The 26,420-nt window shown below is 44.6% G+C and carries 17 protein-coding genes and 1 tRNA gene; 3 read left to right on the forward strand and 15 right to left on the reverse strand.

What is annotated here, in order from left to right; translation table 11 throughout:
- Positions 1-151: 151 nt before the first annotated feature.
- The gene (locus QUB24_RS15300) at positions 152-1,258 is read right to left on the reverse strand and encodes an N-acetylmuramoyl-L-alanine amidase-like domain-containing protein (protein WP_333153997.1); all 1,107 of its coding nucleotides are present in this window, start codon (positions 1,256-1,258) and stop codon (positions 152-154) included.
- Positions 1,259-1,437: 179 nt separating this feature from the next.
- On the opposite strand from QUB24_RS15300, the gene QUB24_RS15305 reads away from it, so the two are divergent.
- Together QUB24_RS15305 and QUB24_RS15310 are read left to right on the forward strand one after the other, a co-directional pair.
- Entirely contained in the window at positions 1,438-2,715 is a 1,278-nt protein-coding gene (locus QUB24_RS15305) for a serine hydrolase (protein WP_333153998.1), read from the forward strand.
- 240 nt (positions 2,716-2,955) lie between these two features.
- Positions 2,956-3,210: a hypothetical protein gene (locus tag QUB24_RS15310; protein ID WP_333153999.1), complete on the forward strand. Its 255-nt coding sequence runs from the start codon at positions 2,956-2,958 to the stop codon at positions 3,208-3,210.
- Between the two features lie 238 nt (positions 3,211-3,448).
- Here the strand turns inward: QUB24_RS15310 and QUB24_RS15315 are convergent.
- Together QUB24_RS15315 and QUB24_RS15320 are read right to left on the reverse strand one after the other, a co-directional pair.
- Positions 3,449-3,520, reverse strand: a tRNA-Gln gene (locus tag QUB24_RS15315).
- A gap of 101 nt (positions 3,521-3,621) precedes the next feature.
- On the reverse strand, positions 3,622-6,429 hold the full coding sequence (locus QUB24_RS15320) for a GAF domain-containing protein (protein WP_333154000.1): 2,808 nt from the start codon (positions 6,427-6,429) through the stop codon (positions 3,622-3,624).
- A 737-nt stretch (positions 6,430-7,166) separates the two neighbouring features.
- On the opposite strand from QUB24_RS15320, the gene QUB24_RS15325 reads away from it, so the two are divergent.
- On the forward strand, positions 7,167-7,553 hold the full coding sequence (locus tag QUB24_RS15325) for a response regulator (protein ID WP_015175702.1): 387 nt from the start codon (positions 7,167-7,169) through the stop codon (positions 7,551-7,553).
- Positions 7,554-7,701: 148 nt separating this feature from the next.
- Here QUB24_RS15325 and cheB read toward each other — a convergent pair whose 3' ends face one another.
- From cheB to QUB24_RS15385, 12 genes are all read right to left on the reverse strand, one after another.
- The gene (gene cheB, locus QUB24_RS15330) at positions 7,702-8,787 is read right to left on the reverse strand and encodes a chemotaxis-specific protein-glutamate methyltransferase CheB (protein WP_333154001.1); all 1,086 of its coding nucleotides are present in this window, start codon (positions 8,785-8,787) and stop codon (positions 7,702-7,704) included.
- 170 nt (positions 8,788-8,957) lie between these two features.
- On the reverse strand, positions 8,958-11,453 hold the full coding sequence (locus QUB24_RS15335) for a hybrid sensor histidine kinase/response regulator (RefSeq protein WP_333154076.1): 2,496 nt from the start codon (positions 11,451-11,453) through the stop codon (positions 8,958-8,960).
- A 140-nt stretch (positions 11,454-11,593) separates the two neighbouring features.
- Positions 11,594-13,477 carry a methyl-accepting chemotaxis protein gene (locus QUB24_RS15340; protein WP_333154002.1) on the reverse strand — a complete coding sequence of 628 codons (1,884 nt, stop codon included), beginning with the start codon at positions 13,475-13,477 and terminating at the stop codon, positions 11,594-11,596.
- 102 nt (positions 13,478-13,579) lie between these two features.
- Positions 13,580-13,720, reverse strand: coding sequence for a hypothetical protein (locus tag QUB24_RS15345; protein ID WP_333154003.1), 141 nt, complete (start codon positions 13,718-13,720; stop codon positions 13,580-13,582).
- 195 nt (positions 13,721-13,915) lie between these two features.
- A complete protein-coding gene (locus QUB24_RS15350) occupies positions 13,916-15,376 on the reverse strand; it encodes a methyl-accepting chemotaxis protein (RefSeq protein ID WP_333154004.1) in 1,461 nt (486 codons plus the stop codon).
- A gap of 407 nt (positions 15,377-15,783) precedes the next feature.
- On the reverse strand, positions 15,784-16,914 hold the full coding sequence (locus QUB24_RS15355; protein WP_333154005.1) for a chemotaxis protein CheW: 1,131 nt from the start codon (positions 16,912-16,914) through the stop codon (positions 15,784-15,786).
- Between the two features lie 3 nt (positions 16,915-16,917).
- Entirely contained in the window at positions 16,918-18,483 is a 1,566-nt protein-coding gene (locus tag QUB24_RS15360) for a CheR family methyltransferase (protein WP_333154006.1), read from the reverse strand.
- A 497-nt stretch (positions 18,484-18,980) separates the two neighbouring features.
- Positions 18,981-20,747 carry a R3H domain-containing nucleic acid-binding protein gene (locus tag QUB24_RS15365; protein ID WP_333154007.1) on the reverse strand — a complete coding sequence of 589 codons (1,767 nt, stop codon included), beginning with the start codon at positions 20,745-20,747 and terminating at the stop codon, positions 18,981-18,983.
- A 185-nt stretch (positions 20,748-20,932) separates the two neighbouring features.
- Positions 20,933-22,084 carry a circadian clock protein LdpA gene (gene ldpA / locus QUB24_RS15370; RefSeq protein ID WP_333154008.1) on the reverse strand — a complete coding sequence of 384 codons (1,152 nt, stop codon included), beginning with the start codon at positions 22,082-22,084 and terminating at the stop codon, positions 20,933-20,935.
- A gap of 279 nt (positions 22,085-22,363) precedes the next feature.
- Positions 22,364-23,656 (reverse strand): O-antigen ligase family protein, encoded by a 1,293-nt coding sequence (locus QUB24_RS15375; RefSeq protein ID WP_333154009.1) that lies wholly within the window; start codon positions 23,654-23,656, stop codon positions 22,364-22,366.
- 273 nt (positions 23,657-23,929) lie between these two features.
- Positions 23,930-25,645, reverse strand: a complete 1,716-nt coding sequence (locus tag QUB24_RS15380; RefSeq protein WP_333154010.1) for a hypothetical protein — start codon at positions 25,643-25,645, stop codon at positions 23,930-23,932.
- A gap of 75 nt (positions 25,646-25,720) precedes the next feature.
- Positions 25,721-26,407 (reverse strand): hypothetical protein, encoded by a 687-nt coding sequence (locus tag QUB24_RS15385; protein ID WP_333105428.1) that lies wholly within the window; start codon positions 26,405-26,407, stop codon positions 25,721-25,723.
- Positions 26,408-26,420 lie beyond the last annotated feature (13 nt).

The following is a 26,420-nucleotide window of genomic DNA, read 5'->3' on the forward strand; positions in this document are numbered from 1 at the left end:
GGGCTTGAGGATTTTCGATTTTCGATTTGGGATTGATTCCACGGATAAATCACGTGGCGGGTACCACCTTTGAAATTCCTGGTCAGCACAGAAATTTTAAATTTTCAGCTAAAATAATGCAAGCTGATGCAACCTAGGAGTACAAACTAATTTAATTAGGGGTTTTTGCCCTAGCGACTACAATCCCGATCGCACTTTCGACTCTGCTAATATATCTCTGCAAGTCGTAAGCAACTGTCACCTCCCCAGCCGGCGAAGCGTGAATTAAACCCATATTGCCGTCAGCATTGCGGTAGACTAAACCTGTGTGGGTGACATCCAATCCTTTAACATCGGTGGCTACCGCTACAATATCCCCTGGTTTTAACTGAGAATAAACTCTTTTTATCTGATTTGTGGGGATGTAATTAACAGTAGTTTTGGCTAATTCTGCTTCTTGGCTGACTATGCACTGATAAGTTGCTTCGTCTTTGACCATTTGAGGGTAACTGCTGCGGTGCTGGCTCATGAAATTTAGTGTTTTATTCATGGGTACTCCGCCTAATTCGGCTGTGATATTTTCCACTGTTTGCCGTTTTTGATTGTCGTTAATCCATTCGGAAAAATAGTGCAATCTGCTGCAATAACCGTTGATTTTACCGTTTAAATACCGCTGTTCTTCTATACGATTTACAAAATTTTGATAGTCGTAATCTTGTACTGCTACGCCCCTGGCGATCGCCAAAACGGTTTCTACAAATAAAACGCAATCAAATTTATTCAAAGTTACGATCAACTTTTCTTCGCCGGATTTGTCCAGCAAACCCGCGGCGTAGGGCTTCCCTAGGAAATTATCGGCGATCGCCTGGACGATTTCTCCGATCAAGCGATCGTGCAAATTTTGTTGTTTTGCATACTGTACAACCTGTTCAAAACGTGCTATGTCTTCGGGTTGTGCAACGGTTTCTCTCTCGGTATTATTGGAGTCCGATCGTCTCGCAAGCACTTTCAGCAATTCGGAATAGGAAATTTCCGCTAAATTGTTGAAGTCCCACAACATACTCGGGAAACTGGAAACAGTTTGCTTGTTTGTTACTTCCAGATTTTCGCTTTCTCCCGTCAAGGAAAACGCTATATCCGCTCCCTGTGCTGCTGTTGGTCGCTCAACAACATATCCCGTAGCAGATTGAGACTGAAATGCCCAAACATCAGGTATCAAAGAATTATTCACGCCGACGATCGCAAATCCCAAAACAGCCAGACTCCAAAAATTTCTCATGTTTTTCAAAGGATTTTGCTTCAACTCAGTGCTATCCTGAAAATTTTACAATTACTAGAATTCTCAATCAGCCTAGTAGACCGATAAAATTGGCAACAGCGGACTAGATCGATACACTTGTCATTTAGATGCCGCCCTATTATAAACTGATCATGCGAGTTTGATAGCACAAAACTGTAATGCAAGTAGAACGCCGACGCCGCCCCCGCCCAATTCCCGCCCGACGCCCCATCGAGCCCCTAGGCCCAATCGGGCCACGACGCCAAAGCAGCCAGCCTCCTGTCCAATCCCGTCGTCGAGTCAGGACGAAATTTTCTCGCTTAAAATACCGTAACATCCTGTGTTTAATTGCCGGGGCGATCGCGATCGGTTGGATTGTCACAATACCGTTCAGAATTCGCCGCGCCCCAGAACCGCCAGTCATCTTGGCTCAACAGGCCGTCTCGCCTCAAGAAACACTCTCGCCTCCGACAATTGAACCATCGGAAAATTTAGCCGATCGTCAAAGCGAGCCTACCTTTAGCTACAACATAAAAACACCTCCCAATCCAGTTTACTCTCAAGAATTGCAAGGGATTGTTGATGAATCTGTGAAAATTGCAACCACCAAAGGAATGCCCGCAGAACGGCTATCAATTACCTTATTTGATGTCAGCAATTCCAAAAGTCACACCTTTGCCGGATATCAAAATCAAACTCTCCGATTTCCCGCTAGCGTTGCCAAGTTATTTTGGATGGCAGCGTTTTACTCCGCCCTAGAAAAAGGCATCATTACGCAAAGAGAATCTGCCTTTAAAAACGACCTAGAGCAAATGATTCGCATCTCCAACAACGATGCTGCCAGCAGACTTTTAGACAAAATCACAGATACAAAATCCGGCGGACGGCTCGCAGGAGAAGAGTTGCAAACATGGCTGAAAAAGCGCACTCAAATTAACACATTTTTCCAGTCAGCAGGCTACAATGATCTTCGTATAAGCACCAAAAATTATCCCATATACTATTTAAGACAAGAAGGGCCAATCGGTCGCGACTTGCAATTGCGGGGCGATGCTTCTGTGCCGATTCGCAATCAAGTAACTACCGACCAAGCGGCCAGATTAATATATGAAATCTATACTAGGCAAGCAGTTTCCAGCGTCGCCAGCCGTAAAATGGCTTACTTGCTGACTAGAGACTTAGACCCCAAGGCATGGAAAAATGACCCTAGCAATTCGATAAAAGGATTTCTCGGCGAATCTTTACCAACTAATATTTATTTTGGTTCCAAAGTTGGCTATACTTCCAAATCCCGCAGTGAAGCGGCATTTGTTAGAACTTTAGACGATCGCGCGATTTATATCTTAGTTGTTTTCGCAGATGATCCGGCTTATGCCAAGGACGAAACAACATTTCCGGCCATTTCCCGATACGTTTTCGATCGGCTAAACGCTCGTGGGCCCAGCACTTTGCAGTGATATGGAGTAGGGCCAGTTGACTGTGGACTGTTGACTGTTGACTGTTAACTCGGGGTCAAAAAACTGAAGGATGGTTGATATCCAATCCGGTAGCATGGGAATTATTCATCTCTGTGTTCTCTTCCTCTGTTTTCTCGGCGTCAAGAGCTTTTTAATGACTCCAATGCAACCGGATTTGATATGAGTGTTGAATGTTGACTCGATTTTATAGCAACCGCCAACACAGTTAGGACGTTGTTAATGGCTGAAACGATTTATTTTATTCCTTCTTCCTTCTGCCTTCTTCCTTCTGCCTTCTTCCTTCTGCCTTCTGCCTTCTTCCTTCTGCTATACAATTCCGGCGAACTCAGAAGTGAGATTACGCACAAACAACGGTTTCTGCGAAAAATGGGCACTGGCGACCAAAAAAACCAATTTCTTGACCACAAATCTAGGCTTTTAGGTAAAACCCGCAGCAAGAAACCCGGTTTGTTATATCCTAAGAGCAAGCCCTAATTAGGTTTCTAGTAACTTATATCTTGCACCCTTCTCAATTAGTCTTTTAGGAACAGGCTTTTCGGCCTGTTCCACAAGAAAATCTAGTCTTTGTGGAACGGGCCGGAGAGCCCGTTCCTGAGAATGGTGCAAGATGTGAGTAGTAAAGAAGTTTTTTGTCTCTCGTCTGGCAAGCGCTAACTCTAAACTATGAGTAAAAAAAATGAGTTCAACAATTGATTGACCGGAAACAATTTAACTGGGGCGAAAGGATTCGAACCTCTGAATGGCTGGACCAAAACCAGCTGCCTTACCACTTGGCGACGCCCCAACGTCTCAACATTTAATATATTAACACCCAGACACGGGAATCTGTCAAGCATTTTGACAATAAAATTTAAAAAATGTTTTTGGAGCCCATCGCTCGCAGGTTTATGCTTTGATCGCACGGGGGCGATCTACCGGGATTTCAATCCTGAAATCCGCTCCCTGTCCTGGTTTCGAGATACAGTTCAAGCTTCCTCCGTGTTTTTCCACCACAATCTGGTAGCTGATAGACAAGCCGAGTCCCGTACCCTTGCCCACAGGTTTAGTTGTAAAGAAAGGGTCAAACAAGTGGCATTTAGCTTTTTCGGCCAATCCCGGCCCGCTGTCTTGAATCCGAATCACCACAACTTGACCCCTCGACTTTCCTGACTCATCAGCCTCCGAGTCTGGGTTCACCACCGCCGTCGAGATTTTGATCGTCTTGGGTGGAGGCTGATTTTCCAAAGAGTCGATCGCATTCGCCAAAATATTCATAAAGACTTGGTTGAGCTGTCCGGGATAGCACTCTACCTTCGGCAAGTTGCCGTAGTCTTTAATTACCTCAATTCCCGGTATTAGCCCATTGGACTTCAAGCGACTCTGCAAAATCAGCAGCGTGCTGTCAATCCCTTCGTGAATGTCCACCAGCTTCATCTCGGCTTCGTCGTGGCGCGCGAAGTTCCGCAGAGACAGGACTATTTGGCGGATGCGTTCAGTTCCCATCTCTATTGAAGACAGAATTTTCAGCAAATCCGGCACTATGAAATCAACATCGATTTCTTCGCTTTTGTCGAGAATTTCAGGGCAAGGATCGGGGTAATGCTTTTGATACAAGTGCAGTAAATCCAGCAGATTTTTCATGTACTGCTTGCAATAAGTCAAGTTGCCGTAAATAAAATTAACCGGATTGTTAATTTCGTGGGCGACGCCGGCGACCATTTGACCGAGAGAGGACATTTTTTCGTTTTGGATGAGCTGAGCTTCTTTCTGCTGCAACTGCTGCAAAGTTTCCGTCAGTTGGCGGGCTTGAGTTTGAGCGGCTAAGGCTGCCGCGCGGGTTTGGGCGTAGAGTTCGGCTTGGTCGATCGCGATCGCCAGTTGATCCACCACCGCTTGCAGCAATTCCACTTCGCTCGTCGCCCAGGAACGGTGGCTGCTGTAATGGTTGCAAACTACAGCACCCATTTGACCGGAGCGAGTCTTGAGTGGCAGCAGCAGGTTAGAAACAATCCCGATACTGCTCAAAAAAGCTCGCGTGGGCGATTCTATGCAGAGTGCTGTTGCAGCGTCGCCGATCCGGAGCGTTTGGCGGTGGCTAATTTTCTCGGCCAGCAGGGTTACTTGTTCGATCGGGTATTCTGTGAGCCGCTCTTTCAGTTCGGGATTTGCCGCCTCGTGGGTGATTGCAAAGCTGGGCTGGCCGTCTCGCGAGATGGAGTACCACAAAAAGTAGCACTGGTCAACCTGCAACAAGCTGCGAATTTCGTTGACAGCCGTATCTAAAATTTTGTCGAGGTCGAGGGAATTCCGCATCTGGCTGGCGAGGCCGAAGAGCAAGCCTTCCCGGCGGCTCAACAATTCTTCTCGGGCTGCGTGGCGATCGATCGCCACGGCGATGGCGTTAGCCATGCAACTCAGAACTTCTAGCGCTCCCTCGCTTGCTAAAGCGCTACTGCACAGAGCCATCACTCCCACCAGCCGCTCTTCGACAATCAGCGGATAGGCAATGGTACACAGAGACGGGTTCGACATTAGACACACAGGAGCCGTTTGGAGTTTTCCCGCTTCTGTTCGCACCCAATCTTCTATTTCTTTTGCCCAATCTTGGCTGCTAAGTCCTGAATAGGCCTGCAATTCTAACCGCTCTGTCTGCAGGTTGAAAGTCCAGATGCTCGCCCCTGTGGCGTCGAGGTACTCTACCATTGCCTCTGTGCAGCGGTTGAGGATGACCGATATTTTCCCGCCTTGTCCGAGGGCTGCACCGACTTTAGCTTGCAGGGTTCCCAACCGAGCTCGCTCTTGTAGGGACGCTGCCGTTAGTTGGCGATCGGAGGTATCGCGGGGGCCTGCAACGATTTCTCGGATTTGTTGGGTATCGTCCGCGCGCCCGATGACCGCTGAAGCTTCCCACCCATATTGAGATTTGCCTGTTTCCCCCAGCGTCGGGAGCTTTTTTGTTCCGTATATTGTCCTGCTACTCTGTGGCGTATGTACCGCACACAAGCTCGATCGGGTCGAGCCAGGAACTAACTCCGAGATTTGCGGGCTGTCCGAGGTGATATCTTCTACCTCTGGCAACTGTTTCTGGGCTTTGACTAATTGCCAGCGTAGCTCCACCAAACTCGCAACTTGCCGACTCAAAGCTTGCAGAGCTTCTATCGTTTCTTTTGTCAAGTCTCGCGGCACCGAGTCCATGACGGATAGCACTCCCAGCACCTGCCCATCTGAGCTAACAACTGGGATTCCGGCGTAAAATTTCACGAAGGGGTAGAAAACGATCAGCGGATGCTCGCCAAATCTCACATCTGTGGAAGCGTCTCGAACAATGGCCGCAGGCTGTTCTTTAAAGGAATTTATAGGGAGTTCGATCGCAAATTCGGGAGCAACTGGCGGTTGTTGCAGGGAAATTACCCGGTCAAATTCCGAGTTTGAGTTTGAACTCTGGGCGAAATCTTCGGGAGTTGGCTCCAGGGCGCGAGCGCAAAAATTCAGGTAACGGTGGGCCAAAGTTCGATCGATACCTAACTGCGACTTCAACCAGTGGCGATTACCGTCAATCAAGCTCAAGAAAGCAATAGGAGTTCGGCTGATATGAGCTGCCAAACCGACCAAACTGTCCAAGCAAGCCTCTGGAGCAGATCCCAGAAGCTGATACAAGTCAATGTTATGGAGCTTGAACACTTTTTTACCAAGAGGCAAGGGTGCTTTCATCATGTGTAACTGCCCGTCTAGTTGCTGGCAACCGCCCTTCTCAATACTTTCGAGAAAAACAAGCTATGAATTGTGTGATGTGAGACTGTGGGCGCAAATTCGGCGCAGGCTGCTTGCGCCGAATTCAGACTAACCTCTTGACTGATCTGGAAACTTTTGGGTTATGGGAGTTAGAGCACCCCTGATCTAAGACTATATAAATTATACTTCCAGTTGACTATGCTTTTGAATACCTCCGGCTCTCTAAATCTAAGAGCCTCTGTTGGCAGGAAGCACCTTTCCCAAATATATGACGATTGCTTACCTAGAATTTTTTTATCAGTTTAATTGTATTTTAACAGACTTGTCTAATCGTGGGTAGCTGACTTGCTGGTAGATTTAAATCATGGGTTTGTGGCACAATACCAGTGTCCTTTACCGAGCTGTGCCTTAGCCGGGAGTTCAACTACAGTTAGGAGATAAACTACAAAAGATTGCTAAGATGTTAAACTTTGTAACAAGAGTTTGTCAAACTCGACCGTATAGGGTTTCTGGGCTGGAATGCACATTTTGCAACTGTTGTAATTGCCGATCGACCACTCTCCCAATCCCTTTTTTCGAGTTTGACGTAAAAAAACAGGGGTAAAGTTTCAACTAACGCTCCAACGGGGTTGACAATTGCGTAGAGGCAACTCTCAAAAAATAACTGCAGGAAGTATGTTTTGTATTTTCAAGAACTATAAATAAACAGGGAGAAGAATATGTCTGCAAGTAGCAGTCAAGTACCAACTATTTTGGCAGTTGATGATAGCGTCGTGATGCAAGGACTTGTTAAACAGGCCTTAAGCAAAGAGTTTCGAGTTCTCGTAACCGACAATGCAGTGGATGCTTTGTCAACGATTTATCACGAACAAATTTCGGTTTTGTTGCTGGATGTTTCGATGCCTGGTATTGACGGATTGGAACTCTGCCGCACGGTGCGGAGCTTGCCTCAGTTTCAGAATTTGCCGATCGTAATGCTGACAGCGCGAGATGGAGCATTTGATAAGGTACAGGGGCGTTTGGCGGGAGCAACAGAGTATTTAACTAAGCCGTTTGATGCTGATAAGTTGCGCGAGGTAATTGGTAAGTTTATCAAAATCAAATAATCGGACTTAGAAAAAAAATCTGTTTTGAGTAATTAATCAAGTAATTTGAGTAATTAATGAACTAAAAAGTTGCGATCGCGCTCTGTGATCCTCGACTTCTTTAACAAGTCGAGGGGCGGGGCATTCTGCACTATTTGCGAGGTAAGTCCTAAATTTTTAATTTAGCCAAGAGTAGGGGAGCGATCGCACTGACAGGTAGAACATATTGGGCGGCACCGAGGGCGATCGCCTCCTTGGGCATTCCGAAGACAATGCAGCTAGCTTCGTCTTGGGCGATTGTCAACCCCCCTTGTCTGGCGATAGCCAACATTCCGTCAGCACCATCTCTACCCATTCCTGTCAGTAAAACCCCTGCTGCTGCCCGACTATAAAAATTAGCTACCGACTTAAATGTCACCGTTACAGAAGGGCAGTGTCCCGTAGCATGAGCAGCTTCTGAATAAATAAATCGCCCTTGAGAGTCCAATTCTAAATGACGTTTTTCTGGCGGGAAATAAACAGTCCCTGCTTGTGGCACTTCCCCAAAAGCAGCTATCTTAACAGGCAGTTTCGATTCATTACCCAGCCAATCAACTAATCCTTGCAAAAAACCTTCACTGATGTGCTGGACACAAATTATAGGCACTGGAAAACTAGCCGGAAGTTTAGAAATAATCGCGTACAGTGCTTGCGGCCCCCCTGTAGAAGCCCCTATAGCCAATACTTTAATAGTTGGAGATTTAGCATTTTCCTTGGAAAACTTGTAATTAGCAACTGGTGCTTGGTTGATTTTTACAAGTTGATTATTATATTCTGTTGGCATCTTTTTTTGATGCCGTGTAAATACTTTAACTCCTGAGAGTATTTTAACCTTAGCTATTAATTGATTGGCTAGGCGAGCGTAATCAGATACCAACCCGCCAATCGGTTTCGGAAAAACATCCAATGCACCAGCATTTAATACTTGAAATACATTCTGAGTATCATTCGCTTGCACTGAAGCACTAATTACTAAAATTGGTAGCGGATATTTCTTCATTACTTCTTCCGTAAATTCTAACCCGTTCATTGGTGCCATGTTCAAATCCGTACAGATTACTTGGGGCTGAAGTTTTGGGATTAATTCTAGTCCTTCTAATCCGTTGCAAGCGGTTCCTACAACTTGGATGTCTGGCGAGGACTCAAAAATTCGTTTGAGGACGAGCGTAACTACTGGAGAATCTTCAACTAACAATAGTTTAATGGGCGATAACATCAGTTTGCTGGGAAATGGGGAATGGGGAATGGGAAATGATAAATTCGGCATCCATGCACGGGGAATTTTTCACTAGACACAGGGCATTGGGCCTTGCTAATTGGTAGTAAATAACAAATAGCTAATAACTAATGACTAATGACTAATGACTAATGACTAATGACTAATGACTAAACTAACCTTTTTAGTGTCTCTACCAACACATCTTGATTGAAAGTGCCTTTAGGAATATAAGCATTTGCCCCCACATCAGCCCCTCTTTTTTTATCTTCATCCGATGCCAAAGATGTCACTAAAATTATCGGCAACTCACTGTATTCTTTTTGCTCCCGAATCTTAATAGTCAGAGCCAAACCGTCTAAATTTGGCATTTGTATGTCAGAAATCACAGCATCAAAATCGCGAGTTTTTAATTTATGGAAAGCATCCAATCCGTCTACCGCAGTCACAACTTCGTAACCCGCAGCTTCCAGGATGCGCTTTTCTTGAGTGCGCGTGGCGATCGAGTCTTCTGCTAATAGTATAACTTGTTTTCGGCTGGCAGTCTCAAGTTGCGATCGCGCACTCCCAACCCCACGAGACGAAACTTGCTGGCGTACAGATTTTATCAAATCGTGGGGATTGAGTACCATACAAACTTCCCCAGTACCGAGAATTGTGGCACCCGAAACATTTCGCACCCGTTTCAGCAATTGACTTTGAGGTTTCATCACCACATCCTGTTCGTCTATCAAAGCATCTACAAATAATCCCAATCTTTCCTCCCCAACTTTCAAAACAATACAAGGCATTTTTGAAGAAGTTGAATTTCGGAAGTAGTTTTGATTCTTTTTCAGAATTTCGCTCCAGGTTTCCTGTCTCAAATACCGACTTTTTTGCCACCCTTGTCTATTGTTTAATTCTAGTAAATCTGTCAGATGAGCAACTGACAGAGGCTGATCCTTTGAAAGTATAGTTTCCTTACCTTCTATAGCAAATATCTCAGACTGAGACACCTGTTGTGCCGTGTCTACAAACTCGACTGGCAGAGCATAAGGAATGTCTTCAACTATGACAATTAATACATTGGCTGTAGCTAAAGACGTGCTGATTTGCAGCCTCAAAGTGCATCCTTTTCCCGGTAAAGACTCTACTTGAATACTACCTTTTAGGGCTTCAACATTAGTGCGAACTACATCTAACCCCACCCCGCGCCCCGATACTTCGGTAACAAATTTTTTGGTCGAAAAGCCCGGAGTAAAAATCAAATATTGTACTTGAGTTTCGGTCATTTCTGCCAGTTGTTCAAGCGTACAAATATTACGTTTTATAGCCGTTTGTTTAATGCTCTCTAGATTTAGTCCCCGACCATCATCAGCCACTTCAATAATAATATTGCTAGCAATATTATAGCCTTTGATTCGGAGAGTAGCCACGGCAGGTTTACCTAGTTTTTTCCGCTCCTCAACAGTTTCAATACCGTGGTCGATCGCATTTCTAATCATGTGCATTAAAGGGTCTTTCATTTCCTCTAAAATGCGTTTATCTGCTGTAGTTTCGCCTCCTTCAATCACTAATGCAACTTCTTTACCTTCCCGTTTAGCCAAGTCTCGAACAGTTCGAGGAAATAAATTAAAAATAGTAGACAAAGGCAGCAGTCTCAGAGTGCGAATTCCTGATTCTAATGCCTCAGCGATTAATTCGAGTCGGGCAGTATCTTCATAAACTCGATTTCTCAAGCGGTTGACTAAAGTTCCGAGACGTTCTAAACGTTCTTCTGTACGTTGATAGTAATCCTGCAATTGGCTAAATTTACCGTTGGCTTTAATACCGTTTTCATCTATTTGCATCCGATCGACAGTCAAGCTCGTTACAAAATATTCTCGGCTCCACTCTTCCCACAAAGTTGTAATTTGTTCGAGCTCTGCAACTCGGTGTCCTAGCCGAGTTTTTGTGACAGTAAGTTCTCCTGCTTGAGTCATTAAATCGTCTAAATTTTGAGTTGCAACGCGAATGGTTTCAATGCGGTAAGATGAGGTTGAGGATGCAGTAACTGCCGACTGCGGAGCCGACTCACTGGCGGGCCCAGAAGGTGCAGGCAAGTTTTGAGCTTGCAGTAGAATTTCTGGCTTGGATTGTAGGGGTAAAAAAGAGGAATTTTTCTCTAAGTTAAGGACTTCAGAAGTTTCAACATTTGTTTCTAGTTCTTGGGTAGCAGGCTCAGTAAATTGCGGTTCTACCAACGGTTGTTCTGGTACTTGTGAAGATGAGAACTCTACTATTGAGGCTGCAGCCTGTGGCTGTGGCTGACTAGAAGCACCCATCATGCTAGCGAGGATGTAAAAAGTATTAACGCCGGAATCTTCGCCGGTAACGGCTTCGTTAACGAGTTTGCGGATGGCGTCTAAACCTTGCGAAAGTCGATCGCTAATATCTGAATTTAGTGGAGTTTCTCCCCGCTTGACACCTCCCAAAATATGCTCCATTTGATGAGCTAAAGATGCTACATTTTTTACTCCCAGCATCCCAGCATCACCTTTAAGAGAATGGGTTTCCCGCAACAATTGTTCTAACTTAGCTAAGTCGTCTGGATGTTGTTCTAAGTACAGCAATCCGTCATCTAGTTTCTGTAAGTGTTCTTGACTAGCGACTTTAAATACATCTCGAAGTTCTCTATCTTCAATCATCATATATGTTTTTTAGGAATAAGTAATTGAGCAGGACTCATGGGTAATTGGTAATGATAATTATGTTGAATACTCAGTCGATTGCTAATGACTAATGACTAATGACTAATGACTAATGACTAAAAACTAATGACTAATGACTACACTACTTCTTTAAGATTAAATGCAGCTTCTGTGAGTTGCTGAGTACCGATTTTAACTTGAGTAATGCCACTGACTGTTTGAGAGGCAGATTCCTTCATAGAACTCATGGCATCACCTACTTGCTGAATCGCGATCGCCTGCTGTTTAACATTAAATGAAATTTGCTGGTTGCTAGCAAACACCAAATTGCAAGCTTCCCTCACACCCATAAAAGCCTCTGCCGTATCTTGTGCTGTTTTCACCCCTTCTGCAACCGTTTTGCGACTATCTTCAGTTGCTTTCACCGTGGAGTCGATCGCGCCCTTAATTTCTGGAACAATACCATTAATCTTTTGTGCTGCTTTTTGGCTTTCATCTGCTAACTTACGAATTTCGCTTGCTACCACCGCAAAACCTTTACCGTACTCACCGGCTCTGACTGCTTCAACAGCGGCGTTAAGAGCCAGCATATTAGTTTGGCTGGCTAAATCGCTAACCAAACTTGCGAGAGTCGATATATTGCCAATCTGACTCGTGCTGTCGTCGAGTCGATGATTTTGCTTAGAAATTGCCACCACAGCTTCTCTAAGATTCAGCATTTGATTGAGAGTTTGATCTACCTTTTTAGTACCTTCTTCGGCTAAATTTAAAGCTTGGCGAGCGGCAATGGCAACAGACTCAGCTTGCTCGGCTGTTTGCTGAGAAGATCTGCCCAAATTTTCTAGAGTTATAGTTGTTTGATTGACCGAAACAAATTGCCTATCTGCTATTTGTTCTTGCCTATTCATATTAGATTCTATTTGCATTGAGAATGAGGAAATTTGGTAAATCAGCCCCCGAATGAGAGCCACAATCTGTTGCAGGAAAAACCAGCCAAATCCCAGCACGACAGCCAGGGAAACAATAGCAATCATCGCTGCTATTTTTTGAAGCGAATCGATGGAATAAAATAGCAACTTTTTGGGTGAACTATCCACTATCACTAAAAACTTATTGGTATTTTGTTTGCTGGGAAAAACTGTATTATAGCTAATCACTAGATCCCTATTATCAATATTTCCCTGACCACCTGAGAGTATTTTAGCAACAATGTCTCCTGAATAATCATTTTTGACATTTTCCTTAGTTTTGAGTTCAAATCCCCATGTTTTTTTATGATTGGGATGAGCCAGATAATACCCATCTTGATTTAAGATAAAAGATTGATCTGATAATTCATGATTAAGATTTTTAACCCTGTCGATCAGAGTGCTACCTAGAGCATTACTAATCAAAATACCTTGTCTTTCTCCTTTGGTATCAAAAATTGGAGTTGCGTAGCGAATTGTTGGCTTGTAAGGAATTTCTATTTTCCCCCTTTCCTGATTCAGCTCTAAAGAAGACACATAGACTTCTCCTAATTTTAGCTTCATAGTTGCTAGAAAGTAATCTCTGTCTGCTTTATTTTGTAGTTGAGAGTCTGGAATCACTTGGATATTTGGGCCGTCAGAATCTACGCGCACGATCTCCTTGCCACTGTTATCTATGTAACGCAATTGCATATAATATGGCTTAGCTTCCATCATGGCTAAAAATGTGAGTTGCATTCGATAAACCCAATCTTTATAAGTTGAATTAGTTTGTTTGTCTACTCCATTTCCTGCCCTTGCTCTAATCATTCCCTGAACAGGGGGAGTTTTGGGGAGAAACAAAATATCTGCTCTCAGATTTTCAAATTTGTTAATCATTTGATTGGCGCTAGAATCAACACTGTCACTTAGGGTTATTAATGCTAAATTTTGCAGTGCTTCTGTTGAAGAATAAATTCCATACCAGCCAACAATAGATACTGGAATCAAGGTACTTAAAATTAGGAGTAGCAACAGTCGGTGCTGCATTTTTTGGAAAAATTTGTTCATCATTGGTTACTGGTAACTTGTACGCTCGCATAGTCTAAGTATAGGGAATTGGGAAATTATACGCTCGCGTAGCCTGGAGCATCTCATATTTGTAAAAACACTTCTTCAGGCTTCTTCCTTCTGGCTGCTGGCTGCTGGCTGCTGGCTGCTGGCTCCAATTTCTAGGGGAGGGCTGCTTTCATTGAGATGCTCCCGCGTAGCCGAAGTATAGGGAATTGGGAATTGGTAGTAAAGAAAAAATAACAACTCCCAAATAATAACTCACAACTCACAACAAACTACACTGCTGATTTGAGATTAGGTTCTGATTTGCCCAGAAACAAGTTATTACTCCCGTTAATATCGCTGGAATTGGAGGGAACTCGATCGCCAAAGCAATTGATTTAATTTTTAAGGATATATTTGGCATTCTTGGGTAACTACTCATAATTAATCGATTTCCTACAAAACTGCTTTCAAATCTAAGGCTGCTTCATTCAATTTTTGAGTACCGACTTTAGTTTGACTGATACCGCAAGCGGTTTGGGCTGCGGCTTGATTGAGAGAGTTCATAGCTTGCACTACCTGTTCGATCGCGATCGATTGCTGTTTGGCATTCAGCGAAATTTGCTGAGAGCTCAAAACCACATTGTTAATGGCATTGGCAACTCCTGCAAATGCCGCTGCAGTTTCTGAGGCAATATTCACACCCGATTCCACTGTTTTAGTTCCTTCGTCTGTCACCATTACTGTTGAGTTAATTGCCTTTTGAATATCAGCAACTAATAGATTAATTTGTGCTCCTGACTTTTTACTGCGATCGGCAAGTTTGCGAATTTCTGACGCCACCACGCCAAACCCCTTGCCGTGTTCTCCCGCCCGCACAGCTTCAACAGCAGCATTGAGTGCTAACATATTAGTTTGATTAGCCAAATCGCTAACTACAGTTGAGATATTACCAATGTGATCTGTTTGTTCGCTCAACTCTATAATTTGTCCTTGGATATCCTGAACTTTAGTTTTCAGAGTTGCCATTGCTTCTAAAGTTTGTTCTACAGCTTTTGTGCCACCTCCAGCTAAATTCAAAGCTTGCATTGCTTGAACCACGGCTGTCTCTATCTGCTGTGATGTCGCCCTGGAAGATGCTCCCAATTCGTCCATTGTAGTAGTAGTTTGATTTACGGAAGCTGCTTGCTGACTTGCCATGCGTTCCTGTTCTTCCACGGTGGCTGCAATCTCAGTGGAAGAAGTGGCGATCGAGCTAATTGCGCGATCGATAGTTTGGGCAATTCCTGACGAAATCAGCCAAGCTATAACCGCACCTAACACCAATAAAAATACGGAACCAAATACCAATGCCGAGATCAAGAAAACTAAAGATTGCTTGGTTTTTTCTGTAGCTTGCTTAATCGCTTTTACTTCTATTTCGCGAAATTGCTTATTTATTTCCACAAATTCATCCACAAATTGGGTCTGTTTTCCGCTGTTAAAGAGAGCTAAGGCTGCGGTTCTATTATTTTTTTGTAATAAAGCAACTATTTCGCTAGAACCGTCATAATATTCGTTGCAGAGTTCTAGCATTTTCTCTAAGCGCATTTTCTGTTCAGGATTTGCCATCTTCAACTCCGCACTATTACCCGACTCACGAGCTAATTCTCCACCTGTTTTAAAATCATTTAAAAACTGCTGATTTTTATTAATTAAATACCCACGCATCCCCCGTACCATTTGTTCAGCACCTGCGGACATCTCATTTGTATGTCTGATCACATTTTCGATCCTTTCTACTTCTGCAAAATTATTCAACACCTGATTAGTAGTTGTATAAACTAGCACGGGAAAACCCAAGTATATAGTTGCGGGCGCTACATAAGCCAGCAGCATTCTATTTCTAATATTTAATTTTATTAACTTAGAAAACATATTTTTCTCCTTAATTTAAGCACGTGTATACACGAATTAGGTTGCTTAGTCAAATCTCGCTTGAAAAGCTGATTTGGTATAAGTTAATACGGTTTGGTTAAAACTATTTATTCCTCAGAGTCCCCCTCGCATCCCCCGCATCGTTGCGAGAACTTTGAGTAAGTTCTTGCTTCTCCCCCCATTGAGAAGGGGGGCGTCAGGGAGATCGAGCTTAACTTAACCGTATTGTGGTATAACTAACTTCTTTAGTCCTGGACGCATTTCAAGATAATTCTCTCATGCTACGTCTCGCTCGTTACCAGTTCTGATCTATGCGTTGGATCGGGATTGGGAAGGAAATGAAGTACCAAGCCAGATGCTTCACTGGACTCATGGCACATAGGCTTTGCGTAAGTCCTGTTCTTGGTTCAAACCTCTTCATCAACAACTACTCCTCCTTTTGTCAGCAGTTTTTGCAAGTTCAAAATAGCCATCATTTTTTCCCCGTAAATAGCTGTCCCCCGTAGATATTCACGGTTGGCAGAATGCAGTGCTGCCGGAACAGACGCAATTTCCGACACATTTAAGTATATAATATCTAATATTTCGTCAACAACTATACCAGCGACCAAATCGGCTACTTCAACAACGATCGCCTTAGAGAGATAATTGGCAGCCTCCGACATATTGAAAGACATATTTAAAGCACTGCGAATATCAATTATGGTCACAATTTCTCCCCGCAAATTTATATTTCCCACTATGCGATCTGGAGTGCAAGGAACCGGAGTTACTTGACCAATGTCAGTAAATTCGCGGACTAGATCCAAATGAATACCAAAGTATTCGCCATTCAAAGCAAACACTGCCAAAGACATATTAATTGCAGCATCATTTTCCTCCTCGCCTCGCCGCCTCAAATTATTAGCCCGCGATTTAAAAATTTCCTTTTCTTCCGGCGTAGCCTGTGGACAAAAAACTTGACTCTTGCTCAAAATTTTAGGATTTGCGCCTAACAATTTTGCATTTATTTGCCACTGTAAATTTTCCCTGTCTGCCTCACCTCCTCTTTCTTCATTACCTGCATTGCTTGGAGAAACAGGCCAGCTTTCCTCTAATTTTTCGGGAGAATATCGAATTAAGTGCTCGAGATTCAGCAGCATGATAATATCGTCTTCGCAGCGGGCCAGTCCAGCTACAAAATGATGAGAGGCTTCTGAATTCCCTCGTCCGTAAGATAGCTGCGGAGTGATGGCATCTTCTGAGAGTTCCTTAACTTCGCGAACTTGATTGACAATTATACCGAGTTTCGATTCTTGCCACTCTATGACGATCGTACTATCTGTCACAGAATACTCTTGCCAAACGTATCCAAAACGAAGATTCAGATCCATCACGGGCAGAATTTCGCCCCGAAGGTCGATCGCCCCAACAATATCTTGAGGTGCTTCTGCAATTGCTGTCAACTCCGGCAGAAAGAAAATTTCCCGAACGTAGCAGGCTTCTATACCGCAGAGAAAACCGTTCTGTTCAAAGATAAGATACGGTTGAGTTTCCATATTTTAGTGTACACTTTCTTTACTGTATAATCTTAACAATTTTTTTACATTCATCAGCACTTGACTAGCTGTCATTTTCCCCTGTGAATCTATGGGAGTGTTTGGCGGTAGTGCTTTCAGGATTTCACAAGATGAATTGTACATTTTAAGAGCTCTTTTTACTTGACCTTCTTTATTGTATATATTTCCTAGTTCTATATAAGCTGAAACAAAAGAGGGACACATATAAATAGTCCTCTTTAATAAATTTTTTGCTGTTTCCAATTGCCCCTGTTCTTCAGCAATTTGAGCTTGTAAATAATCAGTATATACTGATGCAGGCTCTACTTTTCTAGCTCTATTACAGTATTCTATTGCTTGAGAATAATTGCCGGCATTGGCCTGAACTTGAGCGATTAAAAAATAAGCATCAAAATTAGGCCCCTGCAAGTCTATTGCCTCTTGTGCCTTGTTGATTGCCTCAGCATAATTTTTATTTTTAAAGGATTTTTTAGCCTCTAAAATTAGCATTTGAGGCGTTTTATTTTGAGTATTTTCTGCTATTATTTTTTGTGTAACTGACACGGCCTTGTTCGGCAAGCCGTCCTCCAGATAGCGAGAGGGCAGCATATTCCCCAGCGGATTACTTATTTTTAATACTGGCGGCATCTCTATCTCTGGGAAATGGCTGTTAGTAGTAACACTAGGTGGCATCGTTTCCCATGTTAGCAACTCACCACTATCATCGCCCATAGTATCTGCTTTCGGGAATTCCCGAAATGCCGAGTTGGCTTCCCCTACCGTCGCAACCCTAGACTCTATTTGACAGCCTTCCTCCGGTACTGCATCCCGACGCTGATACACCAACGACTCCGGGAAAATCTTGGGTTCAAACTCGTTCATAATTTGACCGTAAACTTCAGCGTGACCGGTCATTAAATATCCTCCAGGTCTCAGGGTATTGGAAAATTTTTTCAGTACCAATGAAATATACTTATGTTCAAAATACACAAAAACGTTTCTACACAAAATTAAGTCTATGTTATAAATATTTTGGTAAATATTAGGAAACTCATCTTTGATTAAATTTACACAGCTAAAGTTGACACTTTCGCGCAATTCTAGATTAATTTCCCAATCATTTTGCCTCTGATGAAAATACTGCTTTTGTATCTGCGGTTCAACCAAGCGAAACGACCAATGACTGTAAACTCCCTGGGGCGCTCTTTTGATTACTTTTTCATTGATATCTGTACCTAAAATTAATATTTTCCATTGCTCCCAATCGGGAATCAACTCTTTTAAAACAATAGCTAAAGAATAAGGTTCTTCACCGGTGGAGCAGCCCGCACTCCAGATTCGCAGTGTCGGCTCCATTCCCAAGGTTTTGTGCAAGTTTCTTTTCTGCTCTATCAATTCAGGAAAAATTACTCTTTTTAACAGAGCAAACTGTCCTTTATCTCGCATAAAATAGCTTTCAATTGTTGTTAATAGCAATACTAATTCTGCCCATTCATTTTTACTTTCCCAAGTTTGGGCGGTTAAAAGTTTATAATATTTTTCGGGTTCTGCAATTTTTTTGGCTCTCATCCGAGTCAGGACTTTATGAGACAAACCCGCTCGATCTTGGGACCTAATTCGCACCCCAATTTCAGTAGTAATTAAGTTAATAAATAGCTGAATTATGGAATCATTCATGTCAACTCAGGTAGATTCGTTGAATAATTTGAGAAGTGGGAACTTTTACTGAGCTGGTGCTGAGTTGGTGCTGAGCATAGCTGCTAGCCCCCGGCTCGTCCGCTCCGCTTCGCGGAAGGGAGTCGAAGGGAAGTGCGTAGCTGAACTATTGGAAATTGGGGAAGTGGTAAGCTCGTCTATTCCAAGTATGGGGAATTGGGAATTATAAATTGGGAATTATAAATTGGGAATTTAGCCGATCGCCTGAAAAAGAACACTGTCACACCACATCATATCAGAAACTTGCCAGCTACTTAAAGGAAAAAGGCAAAAGGTCAAAGACAGAACCCAGGAAAAAATTATCCCTTCTGCCTTCCACCTTCTGCCTTCAAAGGCACTAATCTCCCAATTTAAGCTGGATATATCCGCAGGCGGCGATTAGGTTCTTCCCCAAAACTGTGGGATTTCAGGTGATAGTGTTCCACAAGTTCGTGCTGCATTTTGCGGACGTTGGGAGAACGGGGCAGGAGTTCCACCGGCTGTCCCTTCGGAATGACAATTTGCTCGACTGCTAAGCGCGTTTCTTCGAGAGCTTCGAGCTCGTCAGAAGAACCGCTGCGGGCGAATAAGGCGAGGTCTGCCACTTCCGGGGTACCTGGGTCATCCATGTCCAACAGGCGCCGCAAAGCTCTGGCTACGTGGGGAATAGTGGCGGCCTTAATTGTGTGCACGGGAACTTGGCGAGTTTTTGCCAAGTGCCTCAATTTCGACTGGTTCCGAACGTTTGATCGCAAAGCCACAACCACGTCAGCACTCTCAATATCCTTCGTCAGCAGCACCGGCAGGTTCAGCGTCGAAATCACCTGTTCGAGCTGGTGGCGAGGTATGCCGTAAGGATAAACGTGGAGGGGCAAATCTTCGCCGTTAGGGCCGACATTATGGGAATAGCGTCCGGCCTTGGGTACCGGTTCGACGGACAGGGATTCTTCGAGCAGTTGCTCGAAATACCGAGTCTCAGAAACCGGCGCGCTTTTAGCAGCGAAGTTATCGCCTTGAGCGGGCATCGGCACCATTTTGCCCGCACTCCGCCAGCCAGAGAGCGGTGTGACGGGTCGGATTGCTGATACCGCAGCCGTGCTGCTGGAAGCGGCCATCCCCGGAAACCGCGCGGGGGGAGCGGCTGACTCGCGCTCGATAATTACTTCTCCTGTCTCGCTGACGCTTCTGATTTGCTGGCTCGGTTCGCGTCCCCGCAGCAGAGTGTCGATCGAATCTGCAACTCGCTCGTGGATTACCCAGCGCTGGCGTTCCAGCATTTCGATGGCAATTTCAAAAGTTGGCGGTGCTTTGCGCTCCAAAACCGTCTTTTGAGAACCACGCCGTCTTGCTTCGTCATCTCCCAGCGTCACCGCTTGGATGCCCCCAATTAAATCTGCCAGAGTCGGGTTTTTCATCAAGTTTTCGATCCGGTTCCCGTGGGCGGTACCGACCAACTGCACGCCCCTTTCGGCGATCGTCCGAGCCGCCAAAGCTTCGAGCTCCGTGCCGATTTCGTCAATCACGATCACTTGCGGCATATGGTTTTCCACTGCTTCGATCATGACTTGGTGCTGGAGTTCGGGGCGGGAAACTTGCATTCTGCGAGCTCTGCCGATCGCTGGGTGGGGAATATCTCCATCTCCGGCAATTTCGTTGGAGGTGTCGATGATTACCACCCGTTTTTCCAAGTCATCGGCGAGCACGCGGGCAATTTCCCGCAGGGCCGTGGTTTTGCCAACACCGGGGCGGCCGAGCATCAAAATTGACTGACCGGTTTCCACCAAATCGCGGATAATGCCGATCGTCCCGAACACAGCGCGGCCCACCCTCAACGTCAAGCCGATAATCTCGCCGCTGCGGTTGCGAAGGGCGCTAATTCGGTGCAGGGTTTGCTCGATACCGGCTCGGTTGTCGCCGCCGAAGTGGCCGACTCGCTCGATGCAATAGTTGATGTGTGCCTTGGAAACCGGCGTTTGGGAAAGAGGTTCGGCCAAGGATGGAAAACGAGCTTCTGGTTGGCGGCCCAAATCCATGACAATCTCAATGAGATTGTTGCGCTGCGGGTGCTGCTCTAAGGGCTGCCGGATCTCATCTGGCACGATGTCTAATAATTTGTTGAGGTCGTCTGTAATCTGCATTCGCCTCGATGTGTTCGGTGACTTTTTCAACTTTTTAGTCAGTTGTCAGTTGTCAGTTGTCAGTTGCCAGTTGCCAGTTGTCAGTTGTTATGTGTCAGTTGCCAGTTGTTGTTGGAATTAACTACTAACCACTAACTACTAACCACTAACTAAATGACTACTGACTAATGACTACTGACTACTGACTAAAATTCTTTGAGCGGGGAAACTAGAGAACTAGCTAAACTCACGGCCTGTGAGAGAAGTTCTGGGACGGCTTCGAGCTGAGGTAGCCGAGATGTTTGAACTTCGGCTGCTGGCCGCGTGACTGCCACCGGAACGGCATAGGCTCGATCGGTCTGCATTGTTTCTAACTGTTCTAAAATTGGCGATAGCAAAACCCTGGCATAGCTGCCGTAAGCTACACCTGCAATGTATGGGACAGGGGGAACTGACAAATTTTTCCCGGCATCCTTCATCAGTCCCTCGGCTCTCAGCTTGCTGACAGTGTGAGCATTAGTGCCGCCTGCAAGTTGCACGTATCCCGGCAACTGGGCAGCCAAAACTTTTTGACCGAGTTTGACTGCGGCTCTAGTAGTTCCTGTTCCGATATCTCCGCTCATTGGTCTACCGTCGGTTTGCCAAATTAGGGGACAAGGAAGGGGGGAAATTATTTGATAGAGTGTCCGCAAATAATCAATCAAACCGTCTCCATCGGGGCAACTAATTGCTATTACCTTGAGTTGAGCGACCCAGGGAGCTATGCTCGACCAAAGTCGCGCAAAATCTGCCTCTCTGCCTACTTGCGTGTGGATTTCTAGGGCGTCCGCACCGGATTGCAAGATTAAAGGTGCGATCGCGGCGGAAGCAGACACGTAAGAACGAGTATAAATCAGTTGGCTCGGACAAATCGGCAGACAGCGACCGCAGCCATAGCATTGCTGGTCTATCACCCCGGAAAAACCACTGCCAGCACTCTGAAAAACTATTGCTTCGGCTGGACATATTTTTTCGCAGGGCCGCCAGCAGTCCACCGGACAATCGGCTGGGTTGAATTCGGCTTTGCGAAAATGCGGGTCTTCCCCATCGTTTAAACTCACCATCAGCAACGGCAACCCTTTGCCGCCAAACCTGCGGTTTTGAGTTCTTGCCTGTAAGTCGCTGGCCACTTGTAGGGCTTCTTTCGCTGCGGCGACGGCGGCGGGATCTGCCGCGACATCGATACAGTCAGCGCCTGCTAAGGTGTAAGCCAAGGTGAGATTCCGTACAGCCGGTAGGTGCTGAAAGCTCGCCCCACAGATCAGCTTGAACCAATGGCCATCTTTTAATGAGTTTAGGGGATGATAATGTTCTGTCACCCTTATATGTTAATCCTTTCAGCTAAAAATTACGAGGCAAAAATTTGTACTGAGTTTTCCGGCTCAGCCAGATACAAGTATCAAAACGCTACCGATAGGAGTGGGACTTGGGGGGTCAGCCCTAGATGTGGAGTATCGAGCATGACTTTTTTGGCAATCTAATTTTTTTAAGAGTTTTTGTTACGGGTACGATTTTTAATTTTTGGCTGAGGTTTTAATTGCAGGCAGACTTATAATAATATCATTTGTTAGCGGTGGGTGCAAGATAAAAGCCGACTATTATTGCAGGATTGAGAGTTTTGGACTCGGAAAACTCGATTCGGAGCCATCTAGCGCTAACCAAAGCACCTGCGCGTATTGAGCGCACTCAAACCAAGGCAGAATGAAAGTTAAATAGCCGATCGCCACTGCTGATAAATCGGTATTTAGCGACACGATCGCGCATTTCAAGCAATATCCCCACAAAGCAACAGCAGCGATTAGTCCCAGAATGCCTGTAGAAATAGCAGTATCTAAAATCCAATTGTGAGCTTTATAACTCGGTATTTTTTCAGTGCGAACCTGTCCGTTTGGGGCCATATAATCATAAGAAAACTGACCTAAATTCACAATTTCAGGAACCTTATTGGGAGTGGCGACGAAAGGATATGCGATGCCAAATCCGTTAAAACCCCAGCCAAAGAGAGGTCGTTTTTGAATCCCGCGCACAGCAATTTCCCACAAAGGCGATCGGCTGGACATTACTTGTGCAACAGATACTCGATTCCAGTCCAGAGGTCTAGTAAAAGTCATCGCACTAATGGCCAGCAAACCAATAAAAATACCAGGAATTAATTGTTTGTAATATTGCCGTTCCAATAAGTAAGATAGTGATATAATTAAAGATAAAACTGCTGTGCGAGTGTTGGCAAATAGCAAAGCGGGGAGAATGAGAAATAAAGCGAGAGTGGCAGTGCGATCGCTAATTAATTTCCGCTTCCAAGCTACCGCACAAATAACGGCTGTCAGAGCCAATACTATAGCTGCGTGGCCGCGGTGCGAGAAAAGTGCGATCGGCTGCTGTCCCCGAAAAATCGTGCTAGCCAAAACATCATGTGCGATCGACTGACCGTTCGTTGCTGTATAATCAATTTGCCAGTTGAAAACTTGCGGAAAAACGTTAATAGCTACAACCGCACCTCCTATCAGCAAACCCCGTATTTGACAGCCAAACAATTCTGGATGCAGTTTTAACAGCAGCCTATTGGTGAGGCTAAAAATAGAAATTAACAGCCAGTACAGCCAGCCGTCTCCCATTTGGTCTTGTCCCCAAAAAGAACGCTCCGGGAAAGGACTGTTGAGGGTAGAAATCGCTCCCACAGTCAAAAAAAATCCCCACAAAATCAGGCAGACTTTCCACTGCCGGGAAAAAGTTAAAAGTTTCCTTTCTTCCCATAAAAATGATAAATTTGAAAGCACAATCAGCAGGACAACAAAAACTTTAGGCTGCGTCCAAATTTCGCCGCGGCTGCCTCCCCAAGGGTTGATGAGAATGAGACTGAAAGCATATAGCAAAGTGTAAAGATTTTTCATCTGAAATATAGTTGTGTAATAATTGCGAGCTTTGTGTCAGTGCCAGCGAATCGAAGCAATCGCAGCATCTTCAGTTCATTCGATAGTGATTCCTGTAGGGGCGGGTTCACCAACAATATCTGCTAATAATTGACAATCTCAAAAACCCGCCCCGGTCTGGATATTAGGCTCATTCGATAGTGATTCCTGTAGGGGCGGGTTCACCAACAATATCTGCTAATAATTGACAATCTCAAAAACCCGCCCCGGTCTGGATATTAGGGTCTATAAAAATTATCCAGCCTGCCGCTTTTTTCGCAAAATATGCCGCATCCCAGCGAACCACAGCAGCATTCCCTTAGTCGCCAAAATACTCCCAGGTTCCGGTACAGCTTCCGCATCAATTGGCTTGCAAATTTGCCGCATCTTGAAACTTCCTTCCCGTTCCTGAAAAGCTAATTGAATCGGAAATGCTGTTTCTGCTGTCTCACCAAATAATGAATCAATCCCAGTGATTCTAAAATTATCTACTGGATAACCCAATAAAGAAACAAAGTCTAATTTATCTCCCGGACTGAAATTACCGAGAATCGAATCTCCTACTGCAACAGTAAATTCCTGGTCATCGCCCGCAGGAAAATCGAGAATTTCAGTAAATAAAGTGTCTTCCAGAGATTGGAATTCAAAGCCGTAAGTAGTTGGAGGGTCAAACCAGCGGCAGCCGGGAACTTTGTTGAAGACTTGCCAGCCATTTTGGATAGAATTGGGAAGGATGGGGTTTTGCTGTGTCAGGCCGCGCATTTCTTTTCCGAAGCCGCCGCCACCGCTACTTGCTACGCTAAAATCTGGCGAGTCTTGTGGGTCGTAAACATCAACAAAAAGCTCGTAATTGCCTGTGTCTTGACCGCGAGCACCTCCACCAGCAGCACGGACATCGAAGTTGATATTGCCGCTACTGCCCACAGTACCGGTTAGTGCGGAGGCAAAGCCATTTCCTACAGGGCTACTGTCGTCGTCAAATCCTAACTGAAAACCTGAGTCATTGTCAGCGCTTAAGAATGTGTTGGGGTTGCAGCGATTGGAAGGGAGGTCGTTGTTTGTCCAGGCTATATATTTTGAACCAGGGGTAAGGTCAGAGAGGTTAAAACGATCTACTTCAAAACCGGAGGCGAGGCTGTCGGAGAACTTTTTAGTGGTTTTAGGGGGAGTAAATATGCTTTTCCACCCCCATGATATCCCATTATATATTGTCACTTGAGTTGGGTTATTAATGGGATCTTTGACCTCAGCAAGATAAAGTTCTGCACTCCAGTTTTTGTTGTTATAATAGATATCATCTCGGGATGGAGTATCCACAAAAAGAATTCTTTGATCGGCGGGAGGCCTTATCACCCGACCATAGGTGTCGTAAAAAGGGTTAAATGTTGGTTTTTGGGGGTCTATAAAACCTGGTTGAGTTTGCTCTAGTACCGTATCAATTTTATTGTCAGGAGTTCCTGGTGGCTGCTTAATGACTCCCTGTAGGGTAACAGTGTAAGCATGATTGTTAACTACCCGTTGGATAAAATGAACGTTACTTCCTACTGGATCGAAACCAGCACCAGGGTTATAAAGAACTTGTATTTCAGCCCCAACAGTTTCTGGGTTAGGGTTAGTAACAAAAATAAAGGGAGCATAAACCCCAATATCAAACCTACCTGTTAAAGACTGTACAGGTTGCGCCTTGTTAAAAGTCCAACCATTTTGTGCCCAGACAGATGACGTTAGCAGGTTAAAAAAATCATCTGTGCCGCCTAGTGGGAGTTCTGAGACTGAGGTAGTAGAGACAGTCACAGTACCAACACCAGGCTTCGTATAGGATATTGAGGAACAGTAAGGCGAGGTAGGAGTGCATATCGGATCTGGTTTTTGGGATGGCATTGTGAAAGAAAACGCGAAACTGGCTCGACCTGTGAGTAAAATTAGTAGGGGCGAACTTAATAAAATTATCCAGTGTTGCGATAGTTTCATTTTTGACAACTCCTTGTTATGGGGTAGAAAATATCGGTCTCGGCTTGAAATCGAGTAAAAATTGGCTCTTAAGTTCTATTTAGATTCAGACTGGACGACGCGGAACTTCACAAAGGGTGTTACCATCTGACCCGTCCAAATCCCTTGTGTTAATTTGTGTTCATATATCTGGGGTTCATCACAGAATAATACTGGTCTAAAATTGACGTATGTCAACCTAATTTGATAGTTACCAGGCCCAATCTCGAAAGTCCATCCGCCACCCAATCCATCATTGCCTCCGAAGAGAAGCTGATTGTTCTGCCAGAAAAGTTCCGCTTTCAAGAAAAAGGTTAGACTTTCTCGTGGTTGAACTAAGGGACAAGCCAGTTGCGGAGAGTTGAGAAGCATACCTCTACCCCCAGAACGCCGTAATAAATTGCCATCAGCATCCACTATTTCTAATGGAAATATCAGCAGGGGATCGAGTGGAGGAAAGCGAATCGGGTAAGGTGTATTGTTTGTAAGTTGAAAACCGATCCGAACAGGAGTAGTAGCATTTGGCTGATTTTCAGGTATGCGCCACACCCGGTCTGGTACTAAAATTTCCAACCGAATACCATTTCTTTCAACTGCATTCTTGTTAGTCGCTTCTACAGATGTCAAGTTATATCCTCTCTCACTTTCCACCTCTTCGATCGCCATAACTTCTCTAGGCACATGACTCAATGCCACTAAGCCAGAAATAATTAAAACCAATAAAAATAGGGAAAAGTGCTTCATCACATCAAACTGC

Origin of the sequence: Microcoleus sp. B9-D4, from assembly GCF_036705105.1 — a bacterium.
In the GTDB taxonomy this organism is placed as follows: Bacteria; Cyanobacteriota; Cyanobacteriia; order Cyanobacteriales; family Microcoleaceae; genus Microcoleus.

What these genes read in the sequence shown, in the direction of transcription:
- QUB24_RS15300 (WP_333153997.1), bottom strand. Translation starts at nt 1,258, where the DNA reads ATGAGAAATTTTTGGAGTCTGGCTGTTTTGGGATTTGCGATCGTCGGC.
- QUB24_RS15305 (WP_333153998.1), top strand. Translation starts at nt 1,438, where the DNA reads ATGCAAGTAGAACGCCGACGCCGCCCCCGCCCAATTCCCGCCCGACGC.
- QUB24_RS15310 (WP_333153999.1), top strand. Translation starts at nt 2,956, where the DNA reads ATGGCTGAAACGATTTATTTTATTCCTTCTTCCTTCTGCCTTCTTCCT.
- QUB24_RS15320 (WP_333154000.1), bottom strand. Translation starts at nt 6,429, where the DNA reads ATGATGAAAGCACCCTTGCCTCTTGGTAAAAAAGTGTTCAAGCTCCAT.
- QUB24_RS15325 (WP_015175702.1), top strand. Translation starts at nt 7,167, where the DNA reads ATGTCTGCAAGTAGCAGTCAAGTACCAACTATTTTGGCAGTTGATGAT.
- cheB (WP_333154001.1), bottom strand. Translation starts at nt 8,787, where the DNA reads ATGTTATCGCCCATTAAACTATTGTTAGTTGAAGATTCTCCAGTAGTT.
- QUB24_RS15335 (WP_333154076.1), bottom strand. Translation starts at nt 11,453, where the DNA reads ATGATTGAAGATAGAGAACTTCGAGATGTATTTAAAGTCGCTAGTCAA.
- QUB24_RS15340 (WP_333154002.1), bottom strand. Translation starts at nt 13,477, where the DNA reads ATGATGAACAAATTTTTCCAAAAAATGCAGCACCGACTGTTGCTACTC.
- QUB24_RS15350 (WP_333154004.1), bottom strand. Translation starts at nt 15,376, where the DNA reads ATGTTTTCTAAGTTAATAAAATTAAATATTAGAAATAGAATGCTGCTG.
- QUB24_RS15355 (WP_333154005.1), bottom strand. Translation starts at nt 16,914, where the DNA reads ATGGAAACTCAACCGTATCTTATCTTTGAACAGAACGGTTTTCTCTGC.
- QUB24_RS15360 (WP_333154006.1), bottom strand. Translation starts at nt 18,483, where the DNA reads ATGAGAGCCAAAAAAATTGCAGAACCCGAAAAATATTATAAACTTTTA.
- QUB24_RS15365 (WP_333154007.1), bottom strand. Translation starts at nt 20,747, where the DNA reads ATGCAGATTACAGACGACCTCAACAAATTATTAGACATCGTGCCAGAT.
- QUB24_RS15375 (WP_333154009.1), bottom strand. Translation starts at nt 23,656, where the DNA reads ATGAAAAATCTTTACACTTTGCTATATGCTTTCAGTCTCATTCTCATC.
- QUB24_RS15380 (WP_333154010.1), bottom strand. Translation starts at nt 25,645, where the DNA reads ATGAAACTATCGCAACACTGGATAATTTTATTAAGTTCGCCCCTACTA.
- QUB24_RS15385 (WP_333105428.1), bottom strand. Translation starts at nt 26,407, where the DNA reads ATGAAGCACTTTTCCCTATTTTTATTGGTTTTAATTATTTCTGGCTTA.